The 25,065-nt window shown below is 60.3% G+C and carries 19 protein-coding genes and 6 pseudogenes; 17 read left to right on the top strand and 8 right to left on the bottom strand.

The features are described 5' to 3' along the window. Nucleotides 1–10: 10 nt before the first annotated feature. The 4 genes from FA04_RS29510 to FA04_RS29495 are packed head-to-tail and all read right to left on the bottom strand — an operon-like array spanning nucleotide 11 to nucleotide 3,918. Nucleotides 11–955 carry an ABC transporter ATP-binding protein gene (locus FA04_RS29510; RefSeq protein ID WP_034791583.1) on the bottom strand — a complete coding sequence of 315 codons (945 nt, stop codon included), beginning with the start codon at nucleotides 953–955 and terminating at the stop codon, nucleotides 11–13. Beyond that, nucleotides 933–1,931: an ABC transporter ATP-binding protein gene (locus FA04_RS29505; protein WP_034791581.1), complete on the bottom strand. Its 999-nt coding sequence runs from the start codon at nucleotides 1,929–1,931 to the stop codon at nucleotides 933–935. The genes FA04_RS29510 and FA04_RS29505 overlap by 23 nt, the downstream gene beginning before the upstream one ends. Before the next feature lie 2 nt (nucleotides 1,932–1,933). Continuing rightward, the gene (locus tag FA04_RS29500) at nucleotides 1,934–2,932 is read right to left on the bottom strand and encodes an ABC transporter permease (RefSeq protein WP_034791579.1); all 999 of its coding nucleotides are present in this window, start codon (nucleotides 2,930–2,932) and stop codon (nucleotides 1,934–1,936) included. Next, entirely contained in the window at nucleotides 2,932–3,918 is a 987-nt protein-coding gene (locus FA04_RS29495; protein WP_034791577.1) for an ABC transporter permease, read from the bottom strand. Before FA04_RS29495 ends, FA04_RS29500 begins: the two co-directional genes overlap by 1 nt. Before the next feature lie 300 nt (nucleotides 3,919–4,218). Between FA04_RS29495 and FA04_RS29490 the strand changes: the two genes are divergently transcribed. The 8 genes from FA04_RS29490 to FA04_RS29455 all read left to right on the top strand — a co-directional run bounded on the left by FA04_RS29490 (nucleotide 4,219) and on the right by FA04_RS29455 (nucleotide 13,530). Further along, the gene (locus tag FA04_RS29490; protein WP_034791576.1) at nucleotides 4,219–5,256 is read left to right on the top strand and encodes an ABC transporter substrate-binding protein; all 1,038 of its coding nucleotides are present in this window, start codon (nucleotides 4,219–4,221) and stop codon (nucleotides 5,254–5,256) included. A 13-nt stretch (nucleotides 5,257–5,269) separates the two neighbouring features. Further along, complete coding sequence (locus tag FA04_RS29485) at nucleotides 5,270–6,502, top strand: acyl-CoA dehydrogenase family protein (RefSeq protein ID WP_034791574.1); 1,233 nt, start codon at nucleotides 5,270–5,272, stop codon at nucleotides 6,500–6,502. Nucleotides 6,503–6,512: 10 nt separating this feature from the next. Further along, a complete protein-coding gene (locus tag FA04_RS29480) occupies nucleotides 6,513–7,547 on the top strand; it encodes an ABC transporter substrate-binding protein (protein ID WP_034791572.1) in 1,035 nt (344 codons plus the stop codon). Then, a complete protein-coding gene (locus FA04_RS29475; protein ID WP_034791569.1) occupies nucleotides 7,544–8,422 on the top strand; it encodes an NAD(P)H-binding protein in 879 nt (292 codons plus the stop codon). The genes FA04_RS29480 and FA04_RS29475 overlap by 4 nt, the downstream gene beginning before the upstream one ends. Then, nucleotides 8,419–9,669, top strand: a complete 1,251-nt coding sequence (locus FA04_RS29470; RefSeq protein WP_034791567.1) for an FAD-dependent oxidoreductase — start codon at nucleotides 8,419–8,421, stop codon at nucleotides 9,667–9,669. Before FA04_RS29475 ends, FA04_RS29470 begins: the two co-directional genes overlap by 4 nt. A 19-nt stretch (nucleotides 9,670–9,688) precedes the next feature. Then, entirely contained in the window at nucleotides 9,689–10,339 is a 651-nt protein-coding gene (locus FA04_RS29465) for an NAD(P)-dependent oxidoreductase (protein ID WP_034791565.1), read from the top strand. 15 nt (nucleotides 10,340–10,354) lie between these two features. Beyond that, nucleotides 10,355–11,653 (top strand): NtaA/DmoA family FMN-dependent monooxygenase, encoded by a 1,299-nt coding sequence (locus FA04_RS29460; RefSeq protein ID WP_034791563.1) that lies wholly within the window; start codon nucleotides 10,355–10,357, stop codon nucleotides 11,651–11,653. Nucleotides 11,654–12,486: 833 nt separating this feature from the next. Further along, on the top strand, nucleotides 12,487–13,530 hold the full coding sequence (locus FA04_RS29455; protein ID WP_034791560.1) for a sensor histidine kinase: 1,044 nt from the start codon (nucleotides 12,487–12,489) through the stop codon (nucleotides 13,528–13,530). A gap of 162 nt (nucleotides 13,531–13,692) precedes the next feature. Here the strand turns inward: FA04_RS29455 and FA04_RS29450 are convergent. From FA04_RS29450 to FA04_RS29440, 3 genes and pseudogenes are all read right to left on the bottom strand, one after another. Beyond that, nucleotides 13,693–14,062: pseudogene (locus FA04_RS29450) on the bottom strand (COG4315 family predicted lipoprotein). 90 nt (nucleotides 14,063–14,152) lie between these two features. Next, nucleotides 14,153–14,551: a hypothetical protein gene (locus FA04_RS29445; protein WP_034791558.1), complete on the bottom strand. Its 399-nt coding sequence runs from the start codon at nucleotides 14,549–14,551 to the stop codon at nucleotides 14,153–14,155. Between the two features lie 121 nt (nucleotides 14,552–14,672). Beyond that, the gene (locus FA04_RS29440) at nucleotides 14,673–15,074 is read right to left on the bottom strand and encodes a pyridoxamine 5'-phosphate oxidase family protein (protein ID WP_060644053.1); all 402 of its coding nucleotides are present in this window, start codon (nucleotides 15,072–15,074) and stop codon (nucleotides 14,673–14,675) included. 359 nt (nucleotides 15,075–15,433) lie between these two features. Between FA04_RS29440 and FA04_RS36615 the strand changes: the two genes are divergently transcribed. Further along, on the top strand, nucleotides 15,434–15,601 hold the full coding sequence (locus FA04_RS36615) for a Thivi_2564 family membrane protein (RefSeq protein ID WP_371273867.1): 168 nt from the start codon (nucleotides 15,434–15,436) through the stop codon (nucleotides 15,599–15,601). Nucleotides 15,602–15,707: 106 nt separating this feature from the next. On the opposite strand, the pseudogene FA04_RS29430 reads toward FA04_RS36615, so the two are convergent. After that, a pseudogene (locus tag FA04_RS29430) lies at nucleotides 15,708–16,104 on the bottom strand (hypothetical protein). A gap of 383 nt (nucleotides 16,105–16,487) precedes the next feature. On the opposite strand from FA04_RS29430, the pseudogene FA04_RS36720 reads away from it, so the two are divergent. The 8 genes and pseudogenes from FA04_RS36720 to FA04_RS29400 form a co-directional block, all read left to right on the top strand. Then, nucleotides 16,488–16,686 (top strand): annotated as a pseudogene (locus FA04_RS36720) (DUF1003 domain-containing protein); the annotation flags it as partial. Between the two features lie 370 nt (nucleotides 16,687–17,056). Then, nucleotides 17,057–17,488 carry a hypothetical protein gene (locus tag FA04_RS29425; protein WP_034791552.1) on the top strand — a complete coding sequence of 144 codons (432 nt, stop codon included), beginning with the start codon at nucleotides 17,057–17,059 and terminating at the stop codon, nucleotides 17,486–17,488. A 3-nt stretch (nucleotides 17,489–17,491) separates the two neighbouring features. Next, complete coding sequence (locus FA04_RS29420; protein ID WP_034791526.1) at nucleotides 17,492–18,727, top strand: HlyD family secretion protein; 1,236 nt, start codon at nucleotides 17,492–17,494, stop codon at nucleotides 18,725–18,727. A gap of 560 nt (nucleotides 18,728–19,287) precedes the next feature. After that, nucleotides 19,288–19,421 (top strand): annotated as a pseudogene (locus tag FA04_RS36110) (esterase); the annotation flags it as partial. Between the two features lie 145 nt (nucleotides 19,422–19,566). Beyond that, nucleotides 19,567–21,738 (top strand): mechanosensitive ion channel family protein, encoded by a 2,172-nt coding sequence (locus tag FA04_RS29410; RefSeq protein ID WP_082936604.1) that lies wholly within the window; start codon nucleotides 19,567–19,569, stop codon nucleotides 21,736–21,738. Between the two features lie 103 nt (nucleotides 21,739–21,841). Then, nucleotides 21,842–21,931: pseudogene (locus FA04_RS34665) on the top strand (helix-turn-helix domain-containing protein); the annotation flags it as partial. A gap of 589 nt (nucleotides 21,932–22,520) precedes the next feature. Further along, nucleotides 22,521–23,159: a hypothetical protein gene (locus FA04_RS29405; RefSeq protein ID WP_034786759.1), complete on the top strand. Its 639-nt coding sequence runs from the start codon at nucleotides 22,521–22,523 to the stop codon at nucleotides 23,157–23,159. Nucleotides 23,160–24,034: 875 nt separating this feature from the next. Continuing rightward, a pseudogene (locus FA04_RS29400) lies at nucleotides 24,035–25,059 on the top strand (alpha/beta fold hydrolase). Nucleotides 25,060–25,065 lie beyond the last annotated feature (6 nt).

Here is a 25,065-nt window from a genome sequence, read left to right as displayed (position 1 = left end):
GTTCTCCATTTCAGTTGATCTGGTCCGCGACATGACAGGCCACCTGATGGCCCGGTTTGATGGCGCGGAATTCGGGTTCGGTGACGCGGCAGAGGTCCGTCGCCAGCGGGCAGCGGGTGTGGAACCGACAGCCCGACGGAATGTCGCTCGGGCTCGGCAGATCGCCGCCAAGGGGAGCCGCCTGCCGCGGCCGCGAGGGATCGGGAACCGCAGCCATCAAAGCGCGCGTGTAGGGATGGCGCGGGTCCGACCAGAGCGTCTCATTGTCGGCGCTTTCCACGATCCGGCCGAGATACATGACCAAAACCCGGTCGCAGAAATAACGCACCACAGACAGGTCATGGCTGATGAAAAGATAGGAAAGACCGAACTCCTTCTTCATCTCCACCAAAAGGTTCAGGATCTGCGCCTGGATCGACAGGTCGAGCGCCGATACGGGCTCGTCGCAAACGATCAGGTCCGGGTTGAGCAGCAGCGCGCGGGCAATGCCGATCCTTTGCCGCTGGCCGCCCGAGAATTCGTGCGGATAGCGATTGATGGCATCGGCGGGCAGCCCGACCTTGGAGATGATGCCGGCAACGGTGTCACGCCGCTGCGCTCGGCTGCCGGCCCTGTGCACGATCAGAGGCGCCTCCAGGATTTCACCGATCGTGTGGCGCGGATTGAGCGACGCGAAGGGATCCTGAAAGATCATCTGGATCGACTTGCGCACGTTCCTGAGCCGACCCTGGTCAAGTCTCGTGATGTCTTCGCCCTTGAATTCGATCCGCCCCTCGGTCGGATCGACCAGGCGCAAAAGCGTCTTGCCAAGCGTCGACTTGCCACAGCCGCTTTCGCCGACAAGCCCGACGGTTTCACCGCGCTCGACCACGAGATCGACGCCATCGACGGAGCGCAAGAGGCCGTCGCGCGTCTTGTAGTGTGTCTTCAGATCAGAGGCTGAGATGAGCGGCATCGGGCACGGCCTTGAGGGACGAAGTGAACGGGCAGGCAACGAGCCTCTCCGGCGTCTGAGCAATCAGCGGCGGCACCTGATGGCCGCAGCTCGCACGCGCCTGGCGACAGCGCGGCCTGAAGGGACAGCCGGCCTCGCCGGCCGCCGAGACGATCGACCCGGGGATCTCCGTCAAGCGGCCGCTCAGATAGTGAAGGTCGTTCTTTAGCCGTGGCGAGGCCGAAAGCAGCCCGCGCGTATAGGGATGCAGCGGATCGTTGAAGAGATCTCCGGGCAAGGCCTGCTCGACCTTGCGGCCGGCATACATGACGACGACCTTGTCGGCCCATTGCGCGACGACGCCGAGGTCGTGGGTGATCAACACCACAGCCATCTGAAGCTCGCGCCTGAGCGTGTCGAGCAGGTCGAGCACCTGCGCCTGGATCGTCACGTCGAGCGCCGTCGTCGGTTCGTCGGCGATCAGCAACTTTGGCCGGCACGCAACCGCCATGGCAATCATCACCCGCTGGCGCATGCCGCCCGACAGCTGATGCGGATAATCGTCGACCCGCTTTTCGGCGGCAGGAATACGCACGAGCTTCAAAAGTTCGATCGCGCGTTCCCGCGCCGCTCGACCTGAAAGCTTCTCGTGCACCTTCAGCACTTCGCCGATCTGCCGGCCGATCGACATGACCGGATTGAGGCTCGTCATCGGCTCCTGAAAGATCATGGCGATGTCGCGCCCACGCAGCTGCCGCATCTCGCGCGCATCGAGCCCCAGAAGATCGCGGTCGTCAAAGACGATGCGGCCGCTGGTCACCCGTGCTGCGCGCGGCAGCAACTGCATCAGCGCGAGCGCGGTCAACGATTTGCCCGAACCGGACTCGCCGACGATCGCCAGCGTCTCCCCCGCCCCCACCTCGAACGAGAGATTTCTGACTGGCTCGGCACGCGGAAAGCCGATGGTGAGGTCTCCGACCTGGAGCAGCGGCGCCATCGTCAACGATCCTGCGTGAAGCGGGGGTTAAGGGCATCGTTCAGCCCGTCGCCGATGAGATTGAGCGCAAGCACCGTAAAGACGATGGCGAGGCCCGGAAGGGCCGTCAGGTACCAGGCGGTCCGGACCAGTTCGCGACCGGTACCGATCATCGAGCCCCAGCTCACGACATTGGGGTCGCCGAGACCCATGAAGGAAAGTGCGGATTCCATCAGGATTGCGGTGGCGACCATGACCGATGACGTCACGATGATCGGTGGCAGCGCGTTGGGCAGGATCTCGCGGAAGATGATCCGTCCATGGCCAAAGCCGAGACTGCGGGCGGCCATGACGAAATCCTTCTCTCGGATCGCACGAAACTCGGCCCTGGTCAGCCTTGCCACCGTCGGCCAGGAAATGACGGCGATCGCAAGCGTCACCGTTGATGCCGAGGGTTGGACGATCGCGACCAGAACGACGAGCAGCACGAAGCTCGGCAAGGTCTGGAAGATCTCGATCAGCCGCACCAGGAGATCGTCGATCCAGCCGCCGAAGTAACCGGCGATCGCGCCGACGATCACGCCGAAGGTGAGACCGAGCGCTGTTGCCATCAGCCCCACGAACAGGGAAATGCGCGAGCCATGCAGGATGCCAGCGAGCACGTCGCGGCCGAGCGCGTCCGTGCCGAGCGGGAAAGCCGGATCCTGGCCCGGCCACAGGAACGGTTTTCCGACCATCGACAGCGGGTCGTCGGGATAAAGCACTGGAGCCAGCAGCGCGACGGCGATCACAAGCGCAAGGAAGGCCGTTCCGAACAGGGCATTGGGGTTGGCCAGAAAGACCTTGAGGGCCCTTCGCCCATTGGTAATGGCGACCGCAGTGCTCTGCTGGGAGCGCGCATCGGGCGCCTTTACGTTGGACCAGGACGGGCGCTCCGGCGCGGTAGCCTGCTCGCTCGTGGCAGGAGCGGCATAGGCGCCGCCCGTAACCGCTGGGAAAGCTCCGAAGTCGGTGGCGGACATCAGCGCGCTCCAATTCGAGGGTCGAGCCAGGCGTGGACAAGGTCCACCGTGGCATTGGCAATGATGACGAGAAGTGAGGACAGAAGCAGGATGCCGAGGAGCACGGTGAAATCCCGGCCCATGACCGCCTCGAAGGCGAGCCTGCCAAGGCCCGGCCAGCTGTAGACGGTTTCCACCACCACGGCGCCGCCGAGCATGCCGCCGATGTGCATGCCGGCCATGGTCGTGATCGGGATCAACGCGTTTCGCAAGATATGCCTCGCGGTGACGCCATAAGGCGTCAGCCCCTTGGCATAGGCAGTGCGGACAAAGTCCTGGTTTTTGACTTCGAGCATGGCGGCGCGCGTCAGCCGCGCATAGATCGCGACGTAGAAAAGCGCGAGCGACGTTGCCGGGAGCACCATGTAGCGGGCCTTGTCGAAGAGCGCCGGGAACCCTTTCAGCTGGGATCCGATCGTGCCTGCACCCCCGGTCGGCAACCAGCCGAGCTTGACCGAGAAGAGCACGATCAGCATCAGGCCGATCCAGAAACTCGGGATCGAATAGAAGAGCAGCGAGAAGATCGACAAAAGCCGATCGGGGATCCGCCCCGCAAACGTCGCCATCAGCGATCCGAGGATGACACCGAGGACGATCGCGATGACGAGTGCCACCGCCATCAGCGTCAATGTTCCGGGCAGGCGCTGCGCAATCAGGTCGGCGACCGGCATGCCGTAGCGCGGGGAAAATCCAAGGCTGAATTGCGCGAGGTTGCCGAGATAGGTGGCCAATTGCTCGAGCACCGGACTATCCAGGCCGAAGCGGGCTCTCAGTGCCGCAACGCTTTCTTCGGTCGCCGAACCCGCCTCGCCGGCAAGCACATCGGCCGCGTCGCCGGGAGCCAGCTGCAAAAGGAAAAAGTTCAGGATCACAATTCCAAGGATCGTTGGAACTGCCTGCAGAAGCGTTCGTCGAAGCGTTCGCGCAATTCTGATCAGCACCGGCATCGATGTCGCCTCTCCGTTTGGCTGTCCGCCAACAGCGAACCTTCACCTCGGCCTGACCTTGTCGCCGCGGATGATTTTTATAGTTGACTAATTACATAGGCTTTGTCAAATCTGTTTTAGTAATTTCACCCTGAGAGTGACCATTAGCAGGAACGTCATTCCTACAATATGTCGTGAACGGCGCCAGTCTGGGAAATCTAATCCGAAATCAGTACAGCTAATAGCAATGACCGACTAGGAAGAGCCACTCCAACGAAAAACGCTTCCCGGCACACCCCATCGAAGACAGCGGAGAACCTCGTGACAAAAAATGCCATCTCGCAAATCTGGTACACGCGCTGCCCTGTCCCGACACCCGTGGGGCTCGCCACCCAGCTCGGCCTGCTCGACAAGGCGTTTGCCACGGAGGGCATTACGCTCAACTCGATCATCGACAGCAAGGACCGCTCCGTCCGATCCAGCCACTTCGATCACCATCTCGATTATTCGTTTCGCCATGGCGGCAACGTCCCGCCGATCCGCGCCCGCTCGGAAGGCAACCCGACGCGGCTCGTCGGCATCACCTGGACCGACGAATTCCAGGCCATCATCACGTTGCCCGAGACCGGGATCAAAACGACGCGCGATCTTGTCGGCCGGCGCTTCGGCATTGCGCGCCGACCACCCGGTATCGTCGACTTCATGGCAGCTACGGCGCTGAAGGGCCTGGTTTCCGCTCTGTCTCTCGAAGGGCTCACGCCCTCCGATGTCGAGATCGTCGATATCCCGCTTTCCGAAAGCGTTCTTGATGGCAGGGAGGGCCCGCAGCTCTACGGCCTCAGAAACCGGCAGGCCTACGGGCCGGAAGCGGCCGCACTGCTGCGCGGTGAGGTGGACGCGATTTATGTCAAAGGCACGCCCGGTATTGCCGTCGCCAATCTCTTTGCGGCTCACACGGTCGCGGAATTCGGTTTCCACCCGGACCCGAAGATCCGCATCAATTCCGGCTCCCCTCGGGTGCTGACCGTCGACGAAAGGCTCGCTGAAGATCGGCCCGATCTCGTCGCCAAGCTGATCTCGACCTTGAAACAGGCCGGCTCATGGGCCGAAGAGCACCCCGACGAGGTGCGTCGCTTTGTTGCCCGCGAAGTCGGCGCCTCAGAAGAGGTCGTGGCTGCGGCTAACGGTCCGGATCTCCACAAACATCTCGGCATCGGCCTCGAACCGGAACTCGTCGCGGCGATCGGACACTACAAGGACTTCCTGCATGAATGGGGGTTCCTCGCGAGCAACTTCGACATCGACCAATGGGTCGACCAGCGCCCCTGGGCGGAACTCGACGCCCGCGCTGTCGCCTGAACGAGTAAAGCCGATGACCGACCCCACACGTTTCGAACCGGTGATTGCCACGGCCGAAGAACTCGGAAAACGCTTCGCCCTGACAGCACGCCACTATGATGAAACTGGCGAATTCCCCTTCGCCAATTTCGACGCGCTGCACGAGGCGGGGCTGCTTGGCCTGGTCACAGCGCTCGAACACGGGGGCCTCGGCGGTGGACTGACGGAAGCGCTGGCGGTCGTCTCGGCAATCGCGCGTGGAGAGCCATCGACTGCTCTCGTTCTTTCGATGCACTACAATCAGCACTTTTCGGTGCGAACCTCAGGCAAGTGGCCGCCCCACCTTGTCGAGCGTGTCACCCGGGCCAATCGCGAGGGTGTCGCGCTCATCAATGCGGCACAGGTGGAGCCGCGCGTCGGTTCGCCATCGCATGGTTCCTTGCCCGAAACGATTGCCCGCCGCGTTGGCGATCAGTGGCGCATTACGGGCCACAAGACCTACGCCACCGGCATCCCGCTCTTGCGCTGGGTGGCTGTGCTTGCGGTTACTGACGAGCCTGAGCCGAGGCTGGGCTCATTCCTCGTTCCGACATCGGCCGATGGCATCCGCGTCGAAAAAACCTGGAACGCAACGGGCATGCGAGCAACCAACAGCGACGACCTGATCCTCGACGACGTCGCGATCCCGCTCGCCGATGTTCTCGACATCGCGCCGGCGAGCGAAGGCCTGAAACGTGACGAGCGCATGGGCGCCTGGTATTTCTCACTGGTCCCCGCGATCTACGACGGTGCTGCCCGCGGGGCACGCGACTGGCTGATCGAATTTACGACCTCGCGCGCACCGGCAAGCCTCGGCGCACCGCTCTCCACCGTTCCCCGCATCCAGGATGGCCTTGGCGAAATCGAGGTCTTGCTGACGGTCAACCGCCGGCTCCTGCGCTCGATCGCCGAGGATTTCGATGCGGGGCGCCCCTTCGGCGCCGATGCCGCCGCGGTCAAACACACGGTCATCGCCAACGCGATCACCGTGACGACCCTTGCGCTCGAACTGGGCGGTAACCCCGGCATCAGTCGCGACAATCCGTTGGAACGCCATCATCGCGATGCGCTTTCCGGCAAGGCGCACGCGCCGCAAAACAACCTGATCCGGACGATGCTTGCCAAGGCTGCGTTCAGCCGGCATGCCGCAACACCTGCGGTTGCGCTCGAGCCGGTCCCCGTTCGACCTCCCCAGCAACCTCGTCTTGCCGTCGTCGGCGGCCGCTAGGAGTTCCCTGATGTCTTCCCTCTCTTCCGTCTGGTACACGCGCTGCCCCGCCCCGACACCATTGTCGATCGCCCATCAGCTCGGCTGGATCGACAGACAGTTTGAGAACGCCGGCGTTGCCGTCCGCTCGATCCGCGACAGCAAGGATCCGTCGGTCCGCCAGAGCCATTTTACCCATGCGCTCGATTACTCGTTCCGACAGGGCGGCAACATTCCGCCGATCTGGGCGCGGTCCGGCGGCCGCGCCACACGCGTTGTCGGCATCACCACGACAGACGAGTTCCAGGCGATTATCGCGCTTCCAGGTTCCGGGATCGCTGTCGCGAAGGACTTGAAAGGCCGCCGCATCGGTGTACCACGCAAGCCCAGTTCCGACGTCGTCGACTTCCAGCGGGCCACCGCCTTGAAAGGCATCGTCTCGGCGCTTTCGCTCGACGGCCTTGATCACGGTGATGTCGAACTCGTCTATCTCGACACCAACGAGGGCAACCTCATCGAACGGGGCAACGCCGCCTTCCTGGGCCTGAAGCGCCGATATCCCTATGGCGAGGAACTCTTGGCCCTGGCCTCGGGCAAGATCGACGCTTTCTTCGTCAAAGGTGCAGAAGGCATCGTGCTCGCCAATCAGATTGGTGCAGTTGTGGTGGCGGAATTCGGTTTCCATCCGGATCCAAAGATCCGCATCAACAATGGCACGCCAAGGCCGCTGACAGTCGACGCCCGCTTTCTTGACCAGCATTTCGACCTCGTCGTCGATCTTGTGTCGACCGTCGCCAGTGTTGGTGATTGGGCGGCCTCGAACCCGGACACAGCAGTTCGGTTCATCGCCAACGAGATCGGCGTCGGGGAGGACGCCGTCTGGGCGGCGAACGGCGCGGACGTCCACCGTCATCTCGGTCTGGCGTTGGACGAAAACCAGATCGCCGCGTTCGACCACTTCAAGCGCTTCCTTCTCGATTGGCAGTTCATTCCGGCCGATTTCGACGTCTTCAGTTGGATTGATCGCCGACCGCTAGAGGCCGCCTTGCAGCGGGCCGCCGCATGAGTGAGAGGCCGATCCTCGTTACTGGCGCCACCGGCAAGCTTGGGCGCCTCGTTGTCGAACGACTTCTCGCACGCGGACAACCGGTTCGCGTCTTTACCCGACGCCCGGAGACGGCACGTGCCCTGTTCGGTGAAACTCTGCAGATTGCCGCAGGTGATTTTGGCGACCGCGCCGCGCTCGACACGGCCGTTCGAGGCGTCGGACGCCTTCTTCTGTTATCCCCCATCAGCACGAGGCTCGTCACGGACCAGGTCGCCGTCGCCGATGCTGCCGTCGCCGCAAATGTTGCCCGCATCGTCAAGATCTCGGGCTCCGACTGGACGATCGAGCCGCCAGGGAATTCTATCTCCGGTGAAGCGCACGCTGCCGTGGAACGGCACTTGAATGGCCTTCCGACCGAGGCTGTTTCGCTTCGTCCCAATGCCTGGATGCAGGTCTCGCTCGCCAACACCATCCGGAACGCGATCACGAACAGTCAGGTCGTCGCAGCCAACCTCGACGCCGGCATCGGCTACATCGACGCGCGCGACATCGCCGATGTCGCCGTGCACCAACTTCTGGCCGATCGCATTCGGGGGCGCACGCTCAACCTCACCGGCCCGGACGTGGTGTCGTTCCGGCAGGTCGCCGCTCTGCTGACGGCTGCATTGAAACGGCCGGTTGCTGCCCTCGAGAAGCCGCCCCGGACGGTTCCAAAAGAGGGTGACTTCGAACACCGCGCCGTTGCGCAATTCGTAAGATTGATCGCTGCCGGTCGCGCCGCGACGACGACCGACGTCGTTCCAACGCTGCTTGGCCGTTCGCCCCGTACCGTCGCCGACTTCATCCTCGAACAAGTGACCGCCGAAACCGCGGTCCCCGAGTACCAGCCATGACCATACCCTTCATCGACGTCGCCATCATCGGTGGGGGACCGGGTGGGCTCGCCCTGGCGCAAGGCCTCAAGAAGAATGGCATCGACACCGCCGTCTTCGAGCGCGACGAGGTCCGGTCGGACTATGTGCAGGGTTTCCGCATGCGGATCCGGCAACGGGGCATCGACGCGCTTCAGGCGAACCTTCCGGCGCACCTCTTTCAAGCCTTCCTTGATACGCTCGGGCTTGCGCCGACGGAAAACCTTGTTCTCGATGAGACATTCCAAAGGCTCGAGAACACGAGCCAGGGATCAGGCGAACCCGAAGATACGCATATCGAGAAATCGGTCAGCCGCATCACGCTACGCCAGATCCTCCTGTCCGGGCTCGACGGCCTTTTTCACACAGGCAAACGGTTCGAGCGCTATGAGCAGCTTGCCGACGGAACCGTGCTTGCGCATTTTTCCGACGGCTCGGCCGTACACGCCAATCTTCTGGTCGGGGCCGACGGGGCGGGATCGGCGGTGCGTCGCCAACTCCTGCCTGACCTCAAGAGCATCGACACTGGGGTACGCCGGTTGGCCGGCAAGATCACGATCGATGAAGCGGAACGACAGGGCATTTCACCGCTGCTGACCGAGTTCAATACCAACATCCGCCCGCGCGACGGTCGTGGTCTGATGATCACCAGCCATCGGGTGGATCCGTCTGCCTATGCGCGTCACGATTTCATAGGCAGGGAAGATCCCGGCCATGCCGATATCCCTGGCTTCCACTTCAACAACTCCACCAGCTACACCTGGTGGAACACGGCCTATGATACGGATGAACTCGGGCCGGACGAACTGCTCGAACGGCTCAACGGCGCGGCCCTCATCGAAACGCTGCTTCACCGTATCCGTCACTGGGATGAGCGCATCCTGGACCTCATTCGCCACAGCGACACGTCGACGGTCGCCTTCCTCAAGGTCAAGAGCTCCACACCCGGCGCGGTATGGCAAAGCGGTCCGGTGACGCTACTCGGCGACGCGATCCACGCGATGACCTATTTCCGCGCGCTTGGCGGCAACACCGCCCTCTACGATTCCGGATTGCTCGTACGCGAACTCGTCGCCGCAAGGCGCCAAGGCAAGCCACTGCTTGCGGCCTTAAACGACTACGAAAACGCCATGCGCGAACACGGCTACGAGGCCGTACGGTCGTCGCTTTCCGCCATGCAGCGCAATGTCGGCGCCAATCAACCGCTCAAGGCGATACCTGCCCTTTAGCCCTTAAGGAAAATCGATCATGTCCATTGTCGTCTTCGGCGCCTCAGGAAACATCGGCAGCAACATCCGCAAGGAAGCTCTTTCGCGAAATCACCGCGTGACAGCCGTGACGCGCTCTTCAAACCTGGAACCTGCCGAGCGTCTCACGGCACTGAAGGCGGACATTGCCGATCCGGAGGAAGTGGCAAAGATCTCCGCCGGCCACGATGCGGTCATCAGTGCCTATAGTCCCGGTCTGCGCCGCCATTCGGCGGAAGATGCCGCGGTTCTCATCGAGAATGCACATGCTTCCCTGTTTGAAGGCGTCAAGCGCGCCGGCGTCCGCCGCATCATCATCGTCGGCGGCGTCGGAAGCCTCCAGGCAAGCCCCGGCGTCGACGTGGTCGACAGTGATTTCTACCCGGCGGACCACAAGGCTCACACGCTGCGAAACCGAGAGATCCTGCGCAGTCTGAAACGCGGCGAGCACGATCTCGACTGGACCTATGTATCCCCGCCTCTTTCGATCAAGGCCGGCGAAAGAACCGGCCGTTTCAGGCTCGGCGAGGATGCGCTTCTGCGAGACGATACGGGCGAAAGCCGGATTTCCGAAGCCGATTTCGCCGTCGCCATTCTCGATGAACTCGACAAGGGACAGTTCATCCGCCGCCGCTTCACCGCGGCCTATTGAAGGACCTCAATTCGCATGCCCCGCACGCTCAATCTCAATGTCGGCATCAACACGACAGGCTATCTGCCGGCCGCCTGGAAATATCGCAGCGGGAGCCGCCACGACATCTATGACCCTCAATACTACAGACGCCTGACGGAACTCGCCCACAAAGGTCTGTTCGACGCCGTGTTCTTGTCCGATCATCCAGCCTTGATGACCGACCCGAACAGCCGACCATTCCATACCATCGACCCGCTCATCCTCTGTACGGCGCTTGCGGCACAGGTGCCCGACATCGGCTTCGTCGCAACCATGTCGTCCACATACAATTCGCCCTATAATCTCGCCCGCCGCACCCAGTCGACGGATATCGTGGCCGGTGGCCGGCTGATCATCAACATCGTCTCGTCCTTCAATCCGAATGTGGCTGCCAACTTCGGCTCGGCGCCGCTGCCCCCACGAGCCGAGCGCTACGCTAAAGCTTCCGAATTTCTCGATGTTGCCAAGAAACTCTGGGCAAGCTGGGATCCCGCCCGCGACGGCCATGTGCCCGACGAACGGTTCTGGGATGCGGCGAGTGCGCATGCGATCGACCACGAAGGCGATCATTTCGCAGTGAAGGGACCGCTGAACGTGCCGCGTGGCCCTCAAGGCCATCCGGTGATCGCGCAGGCAGGCGCATCCGAAGGCGGTATCGAGCTCGCCGCCCGCCATGGCGAGATCATTTATTGCAACATCCTCTCCCGCCCTGCTGGCCAGGCCTTCGGCAAGAAGGTCAGGGATCGCGCTGCAGCCATCGGTCGCGACCCGAAGGGCATTAAGATCGTGCCCGGGGTGGTGGTGATCCTTGGCGAGACGAAAGAGGAGGCGTTGCGAAAACACGAACTCTTCAGCGGCGCGGGCTCGGAGGACGGCCTGATCGCACGCTTCGTCAGGGAGAACGGTATTGATCCCAACGGTTTCGATCCGGATGCCATTCTGGATGCCGAGCGTTTCGTTCCGGATCCCAACCGTCTTCAGGCGGTCGGAATGGGCCTTGGTCTCTCCGATCTGCTGACACATGAGAAGTTGACGGCCAGGCAGGCTGTGCGCCGCTCGGAAGGGCACCACCGCCTGCTGCTCGGGACGCCGGAACAGGTCGCCGATGCGCTTATCGACCTTTGGGCGGACGGCACCGTCGACGGCTACACGCTTCAGCCGCCCCGGGCACCTGATGACATCGAAGAATTCGTGAAGAAGGTCGTCCCGATCCTCCAGGACCGCGGTGTTTATCGTAACCGTTACGAGGAACAAACCATTCGCGAGCGCTATGCATTGCCATTCCCGTACTAGTACAGACAGGCCCTGGCGCGCCTCAGGCTCAATTCATCGGTCCGCCCCCAGCAACCGATCAACATTCCGGCGCAAAGTCGATGCCAAGGCCGGCGGAGATCGAACCAGCGAAATATGGTTTGTGTTTGCCATCACAGCTAGTGTCAATCGTTAACGTGCGGGCCCGACGTCAGCCTCAGCCACTCTGCACAGCCGTAAAGCGCCGTCCCGTCATTGGAAAGGTTTCCATGAAGTCGGCCATGCGGCCTTTAGTGGCAGGACCTTGCGCGCCGTGTTGAGGGAGCTGCTGTTCCCAGCGCTACGGCCAATACGCGCCGATGCCGACGGCTTTCCGCCCGCCAAAGTAACCCGGACCGCGGGCCCTGACTCGTTCCAGAATAACCCGCCCGGCACCCGGAAATTGACATCCCGCTGGTGAAGTCGTCGAGGCAATCGGTGTCGAGGGATGAAGAAGCCGGCAGCTAGAACAGACTTTGGGTGGGTTGCCGAACGGCGGCTTTCCGACGAATTTGCCCTGTAGCAGGCTTCCCCTACCGGCCCCGAACCCGTCGTTGGACAATTCGATTTTAGTAAAAGCCGCTCCTGGCGCACACTTGCCGTGCCTTGGATCGCTCATTGTGCTTTTCTTCTCCTATCCCTCACTTTTGAGCGGAAACGGACTGGCGGCCCGCCACTCCGCTCGAGATATCAGCGACGATGCCAATTAAGTGTGATGTCTCCCGCATCCGACATGATACCTTATACTCGAACGTCAGCACGAAGTCCCGTGTCGCGGCGTTCCTGCCGAGTGATGGCTCGTGCCCCGCGAGTTTTCGGCCCCTGAGGGCCATTTCATGTCGAACGAACCGATAGTCCATTTCGAAGCGGCGAGTACCCTTGCCGTGGTGGTTTCATCGAACGAGCCGCTGCTTTTCCTGTCTAGAGACCAGAAGGTTATTGCAGCGAGCACATCGTTCTGCCGCACTTTCGAAATCGATCCGGCGACCGTTCCCGGCCGACCGCTCGGTTCGCTTGGAAATGGCGAATGGGCAATGCCCAAGCTCGCCTCGCTCCTAAACGCTACCGCTTCCGGAAGCGCCCGGATCGAGGCCTACGAAATCGACTTCCAGCGCCCCAACCGGAGCACACGACAGTTGATCGTCAATGCGCAGATCCTCGACGATGGCGACAAGGCGCATATCCGGCTGCTGCTGGCCATCACTGATGTGACGGATGCGCGCGCTGAAGCGAAACTGAAAGATGACCTTATCCGCGAGAAGGCCATCCTGGTGCAGGAGGTCCAGCACCGGGTCGCAAATAGCCTTCAGATCATTGCCAGCGTTCTCATGCAGAGCGCACGCCGGGTTCAGTCGGACGAAGCGCGCGGCCACCTTCACAACGCCCATCACCGGGTCATGTCGATTGCGGCCGTGCAACGGCAGCTTTGTACGTCCGGCGCCGGCAGCGTCGAACTGCGCACCTACTTCACCCAGCTTTGCGAAAGCCTTGGCGCGTCGATGCTCGCCGACGACCGGGTTTCGATATCGGTGACAGTTGATGAGAGCGCTGTTGAAGCCGATGTTTCTGTCAGGCTCGGGCTTATTGTGACCGAATTGGTGATCAACGCGCTCAAGCACGCCTTCCCGGGGCAGGAATGCGGCACAATTGCCATCGACTATAGTTCGACCGGCAACGAGTGGACGCTTCGTGTCACCGACGACGGCATCGGCATGCCGAGCGGCAAACTTGTCCCCGGGCTGGGTACCGGCATCGTCGACGCGCTTGCCAGGACCCTGGAGAGCGAAATCCAGTTGAGCGTTGCAAATCCCGGCACTGCCGTGACCATCAGGCATCGGGGAGACGTCGCTCGCGAAAAGAACCCCCCAGCGGCCGCGTAGGCACAGATCTCCCGTTGGAACGCTGTGTCGGGGGCGCAGGTTCCGCTTCAAAAGGGTCAGATGTTCAACGCCAAGAGCGGAACATATCTGCTTTGCTTTGTTGCTATCACACCAGGGGCATGTGCCTTAAGCGGGCGATCGGAAGCCCGCCCGTTCATTTCGCTATCTGGCCAGGTGCCAAACACCTCCAACGCCATCGCCGTTAGTGTCACCGGCCTTTTTGTCCTCGGCATATGTGTACAGCGGCTTGTCTTCATACGCCCACATTTCCCCGCCGTCTGCCGCCTTGACCAGAGACCACTTTCCTTCCGCCTTAGCGTTCGCGGCGGCGTGGAATGCCGGCCATTTCTTTAGACAATCCTTGTCGCAGTTGGATTTTTCTTTGGCATCCTTGTCGAAAGTGTAGAGGGTCATCCCCGTCATCAGCCAACGCCTTGCCCATCTTGGTGTCGACGATCTTGGCCGGTTCGGCTGCGAACCCAGTCCCACCCATAACAGACACCAGCCCGATCGCGATTAACAACGTTCTCATGACAGTCTCCCGTTTCGGGAATGCCGGCGGAATGTCGGTAACGCCCGATCCAATGGAAAAACACGCGGACGTAGAGGAGGTACGAGTTTTTTAGCGGACCCGGACGCATCTGAGCGGGAAATGCGTATGGTTGCTGTCGAGCAATGCTTCGTTGAAGCGTCGATCGAGCCACGCGCGCCATTTGCCGTGAAGCGTAGTCGAGAAGAAGTGGCGGACAGCTGTGAAAAACACGTCCCTCATGATCGCGAATGCGGCAAGCGTTGCCGCTGTAGTCAACAATGCCATGGGCGTGGTGGGTGTGGCTGGATGGTGGAAGTAGGCGATCCGATTTATCAACTCGCCCGAGGTGACCGCAAACCAGACGCTGGCCCGCGCGGTCAATGGCGTCAGCACAAGAATGGCAAATGTTAGTCCCCAAGCCTCGCGCCAGCGTTCGCCTGCCTCGCGGCCGAGCAACCGTTTGACAAACTGCCAAGCGTGACTTCGCATGGCGGCTACAAGTCTCCATAACCCATGAAAGCAGAGTTTGGAGCACGTGTCGGCGCTGTCAACTCAACTCAGCTCAGGCGAAAGCTGGGCCAGCAGTCGCTGACTGATAGCCTGCGTCAACCTAAACTAGAGTCGCTTCACGGCCCGTCACACTGTCCATACTGATTGCGAAAAAAACAGGAAGGTACCCCGGTGGCTTGGCATCCGAGCCCAAGTTGAGGGCACCTGGATCCCACCAATCATTGTAAACCTTCAGTATGTTCCAAGCGTGTTTCTTGTCCGTCTCTTTGTGGAATTCGTGGTACCTGCCCTCAATGATGACGCACTTCCAGCAGTGCTGATCAGTGCAATGCTCAATCTCAACGCAAACGAGCGGATTGCTGCGCATGAATTCAATCTTCCGTCCCGGCATCGAAAACCCGAAAACTTGGCCCTCTGCGCGGACATAATAAATTGGCACAACATAAGGCTGATTGTCGCGACAACACCCAAGCCGGGCGACGCGCTGCTCGGCGATGAGCATGCTGCATTCGCTGGGTAGCATCTCGCGCAATCTCACTGGCGTTGCTCCCTGTAATTCTCAGTGTCGCTAGACGAACTCGACGCTTGTGTGGATGCTTGCAATCTGGTTTTCATGATAACATGAAAGCGGACGATAAGCGCGGGTACCACGTCGCATTGGCGCATGCCGCCATGCATATGGTAGCAACGGAATTACATCCAATCAGATCGCCGCAGATATTGGATCTACAGGGATCCCTGGACATAAAGATCCCGACAGCGGCCTGTTCGCGTTTCGTCCCTCGCGTTGACTTGCCGCAACAACTAGCAAGTTTCCACAGGCGATATCTGACTCTGACATACAGTCGAAAAAGCCGCTCCTTGAAGTTGTTCATCGCAATCAGCATCCTAGTCACGGGCCTTGTCATTACCCTGATGCTGTGGTTCGTTCAAAAACTTCCAATCGACGCGGCAATGAAGCAGATGGCACACATCGTTGTTGTCGTCGTCGGCGTTATCGCGTTGCTCCACTATCTGGATTTAATCTGAAGCAAGTGCCACTACTCGGCGCAGCCGAGGCCGCCATCCACGTGAAGCGGACCCTATCGGATCGCGCTTTTGCGTGGGCCCCACTGGGCCGGTCCCCAGGACCGTCCTAGAGCAACTCATTACCTTCCTTGGTTGCTCTTGCCTGCCACCTTCTATCATCCCTGTCATTACCGCCCATGCCTTGATTTTCGGCATTAGGTAGCAAAAACCACGGTCTTTGCTACCTAATGCCGTTGATTTTCGGTCCGCGGTGCGCCGCCTTCACTATCCCATTCCCCGGAAGCAGTATTCGGAGTATCCACGTCAAAACCAGCCACGAATGCTTCGCTGGTGATTGCATCCATGAGATCCGTGTCGGAAATATCCAGATCAGGGAATATACGCCGGACTGCCCCTAGGGCCTCAGACGTGGCAAAGGGCCGGGCTTCTTTCTGGCACGCGCTCAGAAACGCGGCAATTGCCGCGCGCACCTCAGGCGACATGGGAAGGGAGCGCTTCGTCATCATTACCTCCCAGTGGATGAATCTAAACGCTTGCTGGGTCTCTATGTTCCGGATTCCCGGCGAAAGGCCACCTCCGACGGGTAAGCAGCAAACGCCCCGGCGTAACGAGGTGAATTGTATGACGTTGATACCTCTCCTTAGAGGAGCCGAATTGCTAGGAGCCGATGTAGGCAATGGAATTGGGCGGGTCATGCGATCACAGCGAGTGGCCCAACCTTTTGTTCGCTATGCCCCCGGAATATCGCAGGTGGGGAACACATTCGAGCCGCCGTGGAAAGCGAAAACTTCGATCCGCCTACCTACGGCTTTCGCAAGCTCAGCGATCTTGTGCAGGACAAACGCCTTCGATATCCAGCATATCGAAGGCAAACCTCTACGGAGCCGTGTCAAACAACAGGCATCCAAAAAGAGGGCCTGATGCGACACACGATTATGAGGTTAACCTGAAGGCGGAAATTGAGATCATGGCGCTGCATGGACAAGCTGGATCAAATGCGCGACGTCGAGCTGAAATCGCTGATTGACAAGCAACAACAACATATCGAGTTGCTGGCGGGGCTTCTCAGCAATCGCGACAAATAGTACTTTGCTCCCCGTTGACTTGTCGATTGTCATTGCCGAACTCTACCGGCGCAAGCCCCAGGCCGAGCTCAATGCCGAACTCCGGGCCGGCGCCCGATGATTGACTAAAAGGGTGTGCGACAGGCAAGCACATTGCCGTTAAACATGACCGCGCGCTGTCGGATTTCACGTTTATGTATTCGGGGCCGACTGCCCGTCAAAATGCAAGTCGAAGCTGATGTCGTCGAAGTCCGCTACAAGCTCCCCAGCTGCAACACATCGCAATTTCAGCCCGATGGGAGGCCTAAAGAAACTTCCGCTGTACAAATATCAATTGTATGCTAAGCCTCTGAAATAGGGCCTAATCTGACCAGGTTCGAGGAAAACGCAGTTGGCAGAATTAGTGCATTCGACTGCGATCCATCATCTGCCCGCATTCATCACGGCGCCAGGACAGACCGACGTCCTGTTCAACGTCGTCGTCGCTTTCATGATCCTGGCGATCTTCGCGATCGGCACTTTCTATCTCCGGCTGCACTCACTGCCAGAGACGCTCGCCCACAAGACCCACAAGGTCCAGTACGAGCTAGTGGCCGTGCTGGGGCTGATCTCGCTGCTCACCCACAACAACATCTTCTGGATCGCCGCCCTCATCCTGGCGCTGATCGACCTGCCTGACTTCTCCTCGCCGCTTGGTTCGATCGCCCGCTCGCTGGAGAGGATTGCCGGCAAGGCGGAGAAGCCATCGGCACCTGAGCCCGAAGCCTTAGCGAGTGGTTCTGCCGCCGCATCCAGTCAGCCGAGGGCGGAAGTGAGGATCTGAGCCATGTTCGAGTTTCTTCTCTGTTCGCTTTTGACGATCTTTCCCGATTACCTCTTCCGCCGCTATGTCCAGGGCAAAAGGTTCGGGCGGGAGATTACGCTCTATTCGGTCTGGTTCGAACTGCGCTGGGGGATCACCGCCTGCATCGTCTTGACGATTTCGCTGATCACACTGATCTTCTACTTCCATCCGTCGACGTCCCATGTGAACGCGGCGTTCCGCACTGTCGCGGTGCTGCCCGAGACTAGCGGACGGGTCTCCGAGATCTATGTTACCGCCTTTCAAAAGGTGGAGGCCGGCCAGCCGCTTTTCAAGCTTGACAGTTCGGAAGAGGAAGCCGCCGCCGAGGTAGCGCGCCGCCAGATCGCCGAAGTCGATGCCGAGATGACCGTCTCGCGCACCGAGCTGGTCGCTGCCGATGGCGCGATTGTGCAGGCACAGGCGGCGGTGCAGCAGGCCCAAGACGAGTACGACACCCAGGTCGAACTGAACAAGCTGAACCCAAATGTCGTCGCACGGCGCGAGATCGAGCGTCGACAAGTCGCACTGGAAGGTAGCAAGGGTGCGCTTACCGCCGCCCAATCCAACAGGCAGACGCTGGAGACCAAGCTCCAGTCGCTACTGCCCTCGCAGAAGGCCAGCGCCGAAGCGGCCTTGAAGCAGGCGGAAGTCGACATCGCCAAGACCACCGTGCGCGCCGGCGTGTCTGGCACGCTGCAGCAGTTCACCCTCCGGGTGGGCGAAGTGGTCAATCCAATGTTGCGGCCGGCGGGCGTTCTGGTGCCTGAAGGTAACGGTGGCAAGCCGTGGCTGGTTGCCGGCTTCGGCCAGATCGAGACGCAAGTGATCAAGGTCGGCATGATCGGCGAGGCGACCTGCGTCGGCAAGCCTTTCACCATCATCCCGCTCGTCGTCACCGAGGTGCAGGAGGTGATTGCCTCTGGCCAGGTTCGCGCCAGCGATCAGCTGATCGATGTTGCGAATATTTCGCAGCCTGGCACGCTCACTGTTTTCATGGAGCCACTCTATCCCGGCGGGCTCGATGACGTGCCTCCGGGCAGCACCTGCATCGCCAATGCCTATACCAACAGCCATGAGGAACTGGAGTCATCCGACATCAGCACTGGCCGCTGGATCTACCTGCACGTGGTCGATACCCTCGGCCTCGTGCACGCGATGATCCTGCGCTTGCAGGCACTGGTGCTGCCGGTGCAGACGCTGGTGCTTGGGGGGCATTGAGGCATAGTGAAACGTGGTCCGTGAAAGGGTGCAGACATGAGACAAAGGCTGCTTAACAGGGGGCTCCTTGCTGTTCTGGCAGCGTAAGTAAGCTGCTAACGAACTAACGGATTGGCAGGAGCGGGCGCTTGAGCCAGTCGAATAACGCAAAGCGGTCAAGGTCGCACGTTGGCAACCGCCGAAGAGGGTACAGATGAACCCCGCTTCCTATCGTCGAAGTCGTTCAATGTGTGACCCTCCAGGCGGCTTCAAACATCCCCAGACTGGCCGCGCGGTGCCAAGTCGTCGTTTCCCATCCACACCGTGCTATAATCCGGGAAATTCCTGCCCTCCGAGGATTTGTTTGAGGTTGTGGCCACTAGCCCGTCGGCAGGCTTGGAATCGCGTCAAGCTCGGTCTGGGGCCCGCAATGCGCATCAACGGCAGCTCGATTCTCCTGCCACGGAACGTCACCACCATTGCCATGAGAGGATCGGACATGGGTGAAGGAACCTTGGCCCACAGCTCGTCTAAATCCGGCTCGCGGTTCTTGGTGCGACACTTGTTGTTCATTGGAATGTGATTGTCTCAATCACGGCAGTTCGCCCCATCGCCTGATATCGTCCGGCTGATGGCGGCGCGCATCTCCGACGGGCATACACTAACGGATAGCCGCGTCGGTCTTGGAGATAAGATCCTCGCAGCCACACGGTCGCAGCCGCAGGAAACGCCGCCGGATGGGGACCGTCCAAGATGGCTGGAAGATCACAGACTAAGCCAGCGTGTCAGCCTTCTGCCACAGACTGCAGAAATTAACCGGAACACCCGGGAAGCGAGAACCCAAGATGCAAACGTTGTCTATGAATCGAATGTGTACATTCATCCGCTTGGCGCTTGCCGGGCTCGCGTTTGTGGCCGCACTGGCCGTCTTATCTTCGCCGGGCTCCGCACAGGAAAAGGCTCCAGATCCGGTCCAGGCAGAGAAAGTTCAGCGTTTCCTCGAACTTGTGGATGACCCACACGTGCGATCTTGGCTACTGAGCGCGAAACCCGCCACTGGTGCAGCGGCGCCGGCCGCCGTTGCAACTGTTTCTTATGCCGGCTTTGCTTCGATCTTTCGTGCGCGAGCAGCCCAGCTTCTCGGAGGCTTGCGCGCGTTCCCGGCCGAAACCGCCCGCGCGGCGTCCGTCCTGCAGAGCGAGCTCGATACCAGCCGCAGTGCACGCCCCATCGTCTTTGTGCTCGCTTTCATCGCAGCAGGGTTGGCCGCACAATGGTGCTTCTGGTGGCTCAGCCGAGGCTGGCGTGCTTGGATCGCTTCGCTGCGATTTCTGACCGTACGCGACAAGCTGGTGGCGATTTCGGCGAGACTGCTATGGGGCACGAGTTACGTGCTCGCATTTGCGCTGGGGAGCCTTGGTTTCTTCCTTGCCTTCGACTGGTCGCCGCTCGTCCGCGAAATCGTTGTCGGTTACCTGTTCGCGGTGGTGATCTTCCGGCTCGCACTCGTCGCTTTCGATTTCCTCCTTGCACCGTCTGGATCCGATGGCTTCGCAAATGCCGAACGGTTTCGGGTCATACCGGTCTCCGATCAGGCGGCTGCGCATTGGACGAAGCGGCTGGGCTACTTGGTGGGTTGGTATGCTTTCGGCTCCGTCACCGTTCATCTTCTCACCACGCTTGGCTTTGCCGACCCGTCGCGACAGGTGGTGGCCTATACGCTGGGGATCGTCCTTCTCCTTCTTGGCATCGAAGCCGTGTGGAACCGTCCAATGGTCCATCGCCCGACTGAGCACGCAAGCCGCTTCAGCAGGATAGGTGTCCGCGCCCGAAACTGGGTCTGGACTGGCTATTTTGTTGCGCTTTGGCTTCTCTGGGTGGCAGGTGCCATGAAGCCATTCTGGATCGCAGTCGTTGCCGCCGCACTTCCCGGCGCGATCGCCCTCACGCGCGCTTCCGTCGACAATCTTCTGACGAGCAGTCTGGCCGATGCCGAAAGTCCAACCAGACCGGGGGTAATCTCGGTGATGGTCGAGCGTGGGATTCGCGCAGCGCTTCTCGTCGGTGCAATTGTCGTTTTGGCGGAGGTGCTTGATATCGAGTTGACAGGGATTGCCGCTCAGGATTCGGCTGCATTGAGGCTGATGCGCGGAGCGTTGAGTGCCGGGATCATCCTGCTTGCAATCGACCTTGTCTGGAACATCGTTAAGGTGCTGATCGATCGGAAGCTTGGCGAGACGGAAACGGCCCACGAAACCGGGAGTGAACGCGAACGCAAGCGTGCCCGGATCAGGACGCTTCTACCAATCCTCAAGAACGTCCTAATGATCCTGTTCGTGGCGGTCGCCATTATGATGGCCCTGTCGTCGCTCGGCGTTGAGATTGCTCCATTGATCGCAGGCGCCGGTGTCGTCGGTGTAGCGATCGGCTTCGGTGCACAGACGGTGGTCAAGGACGTAATCAGCGGCATGTTCTATCTGCTCGACGACGCGTTCCGGGTCGGGGAGTACATCCAAAGCGGCAGCTACAAGGGCACCGTCGAGTCGTTCAGCCTCAGATCGGTGAAGCTGCGTCACCACCGGGGCGCGATCTATATCGTTCCCTTCAGCGAGCTTGGCGCGGTCCAGAATATGAGCCGGGACTGGGTCGTCGAGAAGCTCACGGTTACCGTCGGCTACGACACCGACGTGGACAAAGCACGCAAGATCATCAAAAAGATTGGGCAGGAATTGCTGGTCGATCCTGAGTTTGCGGCGATTACCATTCAACCCCTGAAGATGCAGGGTATTGATAGCCTCGGGGATTCAGGATTGATCCTGCGAATGAAGTTCACCACCGTGCCCGGAGAACAGTTCATGCTCAAGCGCCGCGCGCTGATGATGATCAACAAGGCGTTTCACGACAACGACATCAAACCGGCGTTCCCGACAGTTCAAGTCGCGGGAGATAGGAGTTCGGACGTCGCTGCGGCAGCCCAGCAAGCTCTGGCGAAACACAATGAGGCGGTTGTTGCTGCGGCCGCATCCGAGTGAAGAGCGGACCTCGTTCCGGCGCGCTCATCGAGTGTGCCGGAAGCGACCTCTCGCGGGGAAGAAGGATCACGGCTAGCGGCAGCGCAACTATGACCTGAGCGGCGCGCGATACCTGAACACCAGGGAATCGACAGTGCAAAAGTGGGAAACCGGCGCGAAGGGGCCGAGCGGCCCCGCATTGAAGCTGCTTTAGATCGTCCGGAAACACGGTCTCGAGATGCTGTCCTAGGACAACAATGCCGTCGAAGGATCCACGCGCGCAGTTCACCGCAGGGAGAACGTGATGGGCTATGACTGGAATGGCGCTCGCAGGCGCCGCTGGAGTGACCACCGCCACATATTCTGATCGGAGCCGAAGCGGTGGGCGAAGATCATTGCGCGGTCGACCTGCACGCTGTTTCGACCGACGACGGACATAGGAACGTCGGGTGCCCTGTCTGGCACATCCTCTAAGGCCCCTGGCATCGTGAACTTAATCCCAACCGGGTTTTGTCAATCATTTAACAGCGCTGCGACCGGACCGCTGAGAAATCCCGGTCTGCCTGCTGTCCCTGATGAACGTTTCTCGGGTGTCGATGTGTAGCTTGGTAAAGAGTTCACCCGGCCAGTGTCGTCTGTCCCGGCGGTCCGCCGGAACATGGGCATCTCCTCAGTTCTAAACGGGGTTTTGCGGTCCCATGACCGGAAACCAACTCGGCATCGACACAGATATGAGGAGGGAACGTGGCAAATCATCCCAAGCTCCGTTGACGCGCGGCCCCTTCAACACCATCTCCTGCGGAATGCCCAAGACGAAGACAAAGAGCAAGGAAAGTGACGATCCCGAACTGATCAGGGAGTGGCCGCTTCCCGTGGTGGCGACCCTCGGATCTGGTGTCAGGCTTAAGGGTATTCTGCAGGAAATCCGGTCCCGGCTACCATCCACGATCCGGAAGTCGCTGGATATGCAGCCAGGCGGGCTGATCCTCGTCATGCCAGAGACTTCGAAGACAGCCTTCAGAGCTACGGCATCGGCCGTCTCCAGCGCGTTGGACGGCATCGCAAACCTTCCGATCATTCCTCGAGAGATCGAGGATATTCTGACGATCACGGCATCAGAGCGGAAGCGCTGGCTCGCAGACGGTCGTCTGCCCAGCGCCGGGACGCGAACGGTGAGGCTACAAGGACGCGCAAGGAAGATCACCTTTCACATATTCGATCCTCGTGTCGTCGAAGATCTACTCGACCGTGGCGCCGTGGATGAGTGGCGAGAAGAAGATATAGCGGCGAAAGCGGAAAATCGCAGGCGGGCCGCGTATCAGGCGAAGTTGACGCGGTCGCTGAAGAAAAAGGAAAAAGTCAAACCAAGCGAACGAGCCGACGAAGCCGCGACCGGCTTGAGCGGATGGGACGAATTCGGGAGCGACGGTCTCCTTCGATAGGCGTGCCGTCCGTGGAACTTTCGTGCCTTCACTTTCACCGTATCGATGTGCACGTTCCTTCAAGGAAGGAATTCTCGGGCAAAATCTCGGTTGATCCAGCGAATCCGGACTTCCCGGAGAGCCATACGTGCCAGAAAGAAGTCTAGCGTCCGGCCGTGTCATCAAACTAGCATTTGAACAGTGGCATGCTTCTGCCGGCCGCACGTTCGGTAAGCAGTGCACCAGAAAGCGTCATTATCTATGAACGCGCTGCAGTTGAAGTAGACCTACAAGCATTCTCGACCCGCCCGCGGTCCAATCCTATCGGGCCGGTTCGCGCGTGAGGGGTTACGCATGCGTCACCACCGCTCCGACCGTTGCTCGAGCGGATGTCGCTTGGCGGTTCGTGGGTGCTTCAACTTCACTTGGCCTTATCGGTACCTGTTGGTACAACCGTTTGCTGATTGCTGCCGAGGTCACTGCCTGGTTCCAAGGAGCGCGATATTGTGAACGCAATCACTGCAAGTGTTAAACCGATAATAACTGCAAGTAAGAAAGCGCGCCTGAGAAATCCCAATCCTGTTGGCAGTGGGTTCCTACCATTCGATGTCCCGACTCTGTCGCCTCCCTTATCCAGATGGGTTGGCATGGCAAAACGTCCTTTTTTACAACGATCCTATTAAACCCCCTCCGCAAGGCGATGTTCCAGAGCAAGACCGTTGTCTAAATGCGAGATTTGCAAGCGCCTTTTGTGTGCGGGAGGGTGTTTGCCGGGAGCATGGTCGTCTACGCGGTCGACATGGATCGTGAGGGACGGTCCTCCCTATCTCGCACGCTCCGCGCAAACTCGTGGTGCACCGGTCTTATCGGAATGGACCAGCCAAGCAGCCGGATCGATGTCCGTCGAATTCAACCTTGAACGCCGTCGCTTGTTCAGCCTGGCTGCATTTACCGCCGCAGCCGTCAAACTTGGCTTTGCCGACGCAGCCGATGCGGGGTCAGACACCTCCGCGACGACGTCGCGGACCGCCATTGTGGCCGCCCGACCACGTCCATTGAATCCATGAAAAGCATTAAGGTCGTCGACCTCGAAATCGATTACGCCGAGGCTCGTGCCAGCAACGAGCGCGTGGTCCTGCTGCGGCACGGCTGGCCCTACGACATTCATAGCTATGTCGACGTCGCGCCGCTGTTTGTATCGGCCGGTTATCGGATGATCGTGCCCTATCTCAGGAGGTATGGCACGGCCCGGTCCCTATCGAAGGGCACACCACGCAACGGCCAGCAATCCGCCTTGGCCGCCGCGCTCGGCGTCGAAAAAGCCATCATCGGAGGCTATGGTTGCGGTGCCCGTACGTCGAAAATCATGGCCGTCCTGTGGCCGGATCGCTGTAAGGCGATGGTGTCGGTGAGCGGATCGGCAGCCAAGAGAATGAACAAGAAGCCTATACCGCTCAAAGCCGAGCTCGCCTGGTGGTATCAATTCTATTTCGCCACTGAGCGTGGCCGGCTGGGCTACCAGGCCAATACGCACGGCTTTGTTCATCTAATCTGGGAGACCGCCTCGCCGAACGGGCAATTCGACGACGCGATCTTCACACGTTCGGCCCCTGCTTTCGACAACCCCGACCATGTCGCTATCATCGTCCATAACTATCGCTGGCGGCTGGACCTGATCGAAGGGGAATCCCGCTTCGACGCATTCGAGGAAAAGCTTGCCAATAGCCCGGTGATCACGACCCCGACAATTACACTCAAAGGCGACCAGAACGCCGCCCCGCATCGGGGGCTCGAAGTTTAAGCCGGCATGTTTTCCGGCAACTACCAGCATCGCAACATCGCCGGCGGCGTCGGCCACAACCTGCCGCAGGATGCGCCGGAGGACTTCGCTCAGGCGATCATCGACGTGGACCGGCTGTGACCAAGC

The organism is Ensifer adhaerens (genome assembly GCF_000697965.2).
GTDB lineage: Bacteria > Pseudomonadota > Alphaproteobacteria > Rhizobiales > Rhizobiaceae > Ensifer > Ensifer adhaerens.
Note: the sequence above shows the minus strand (reverse complement) of the source record. Positions and strands in the feature narration are given on the sequence as shown.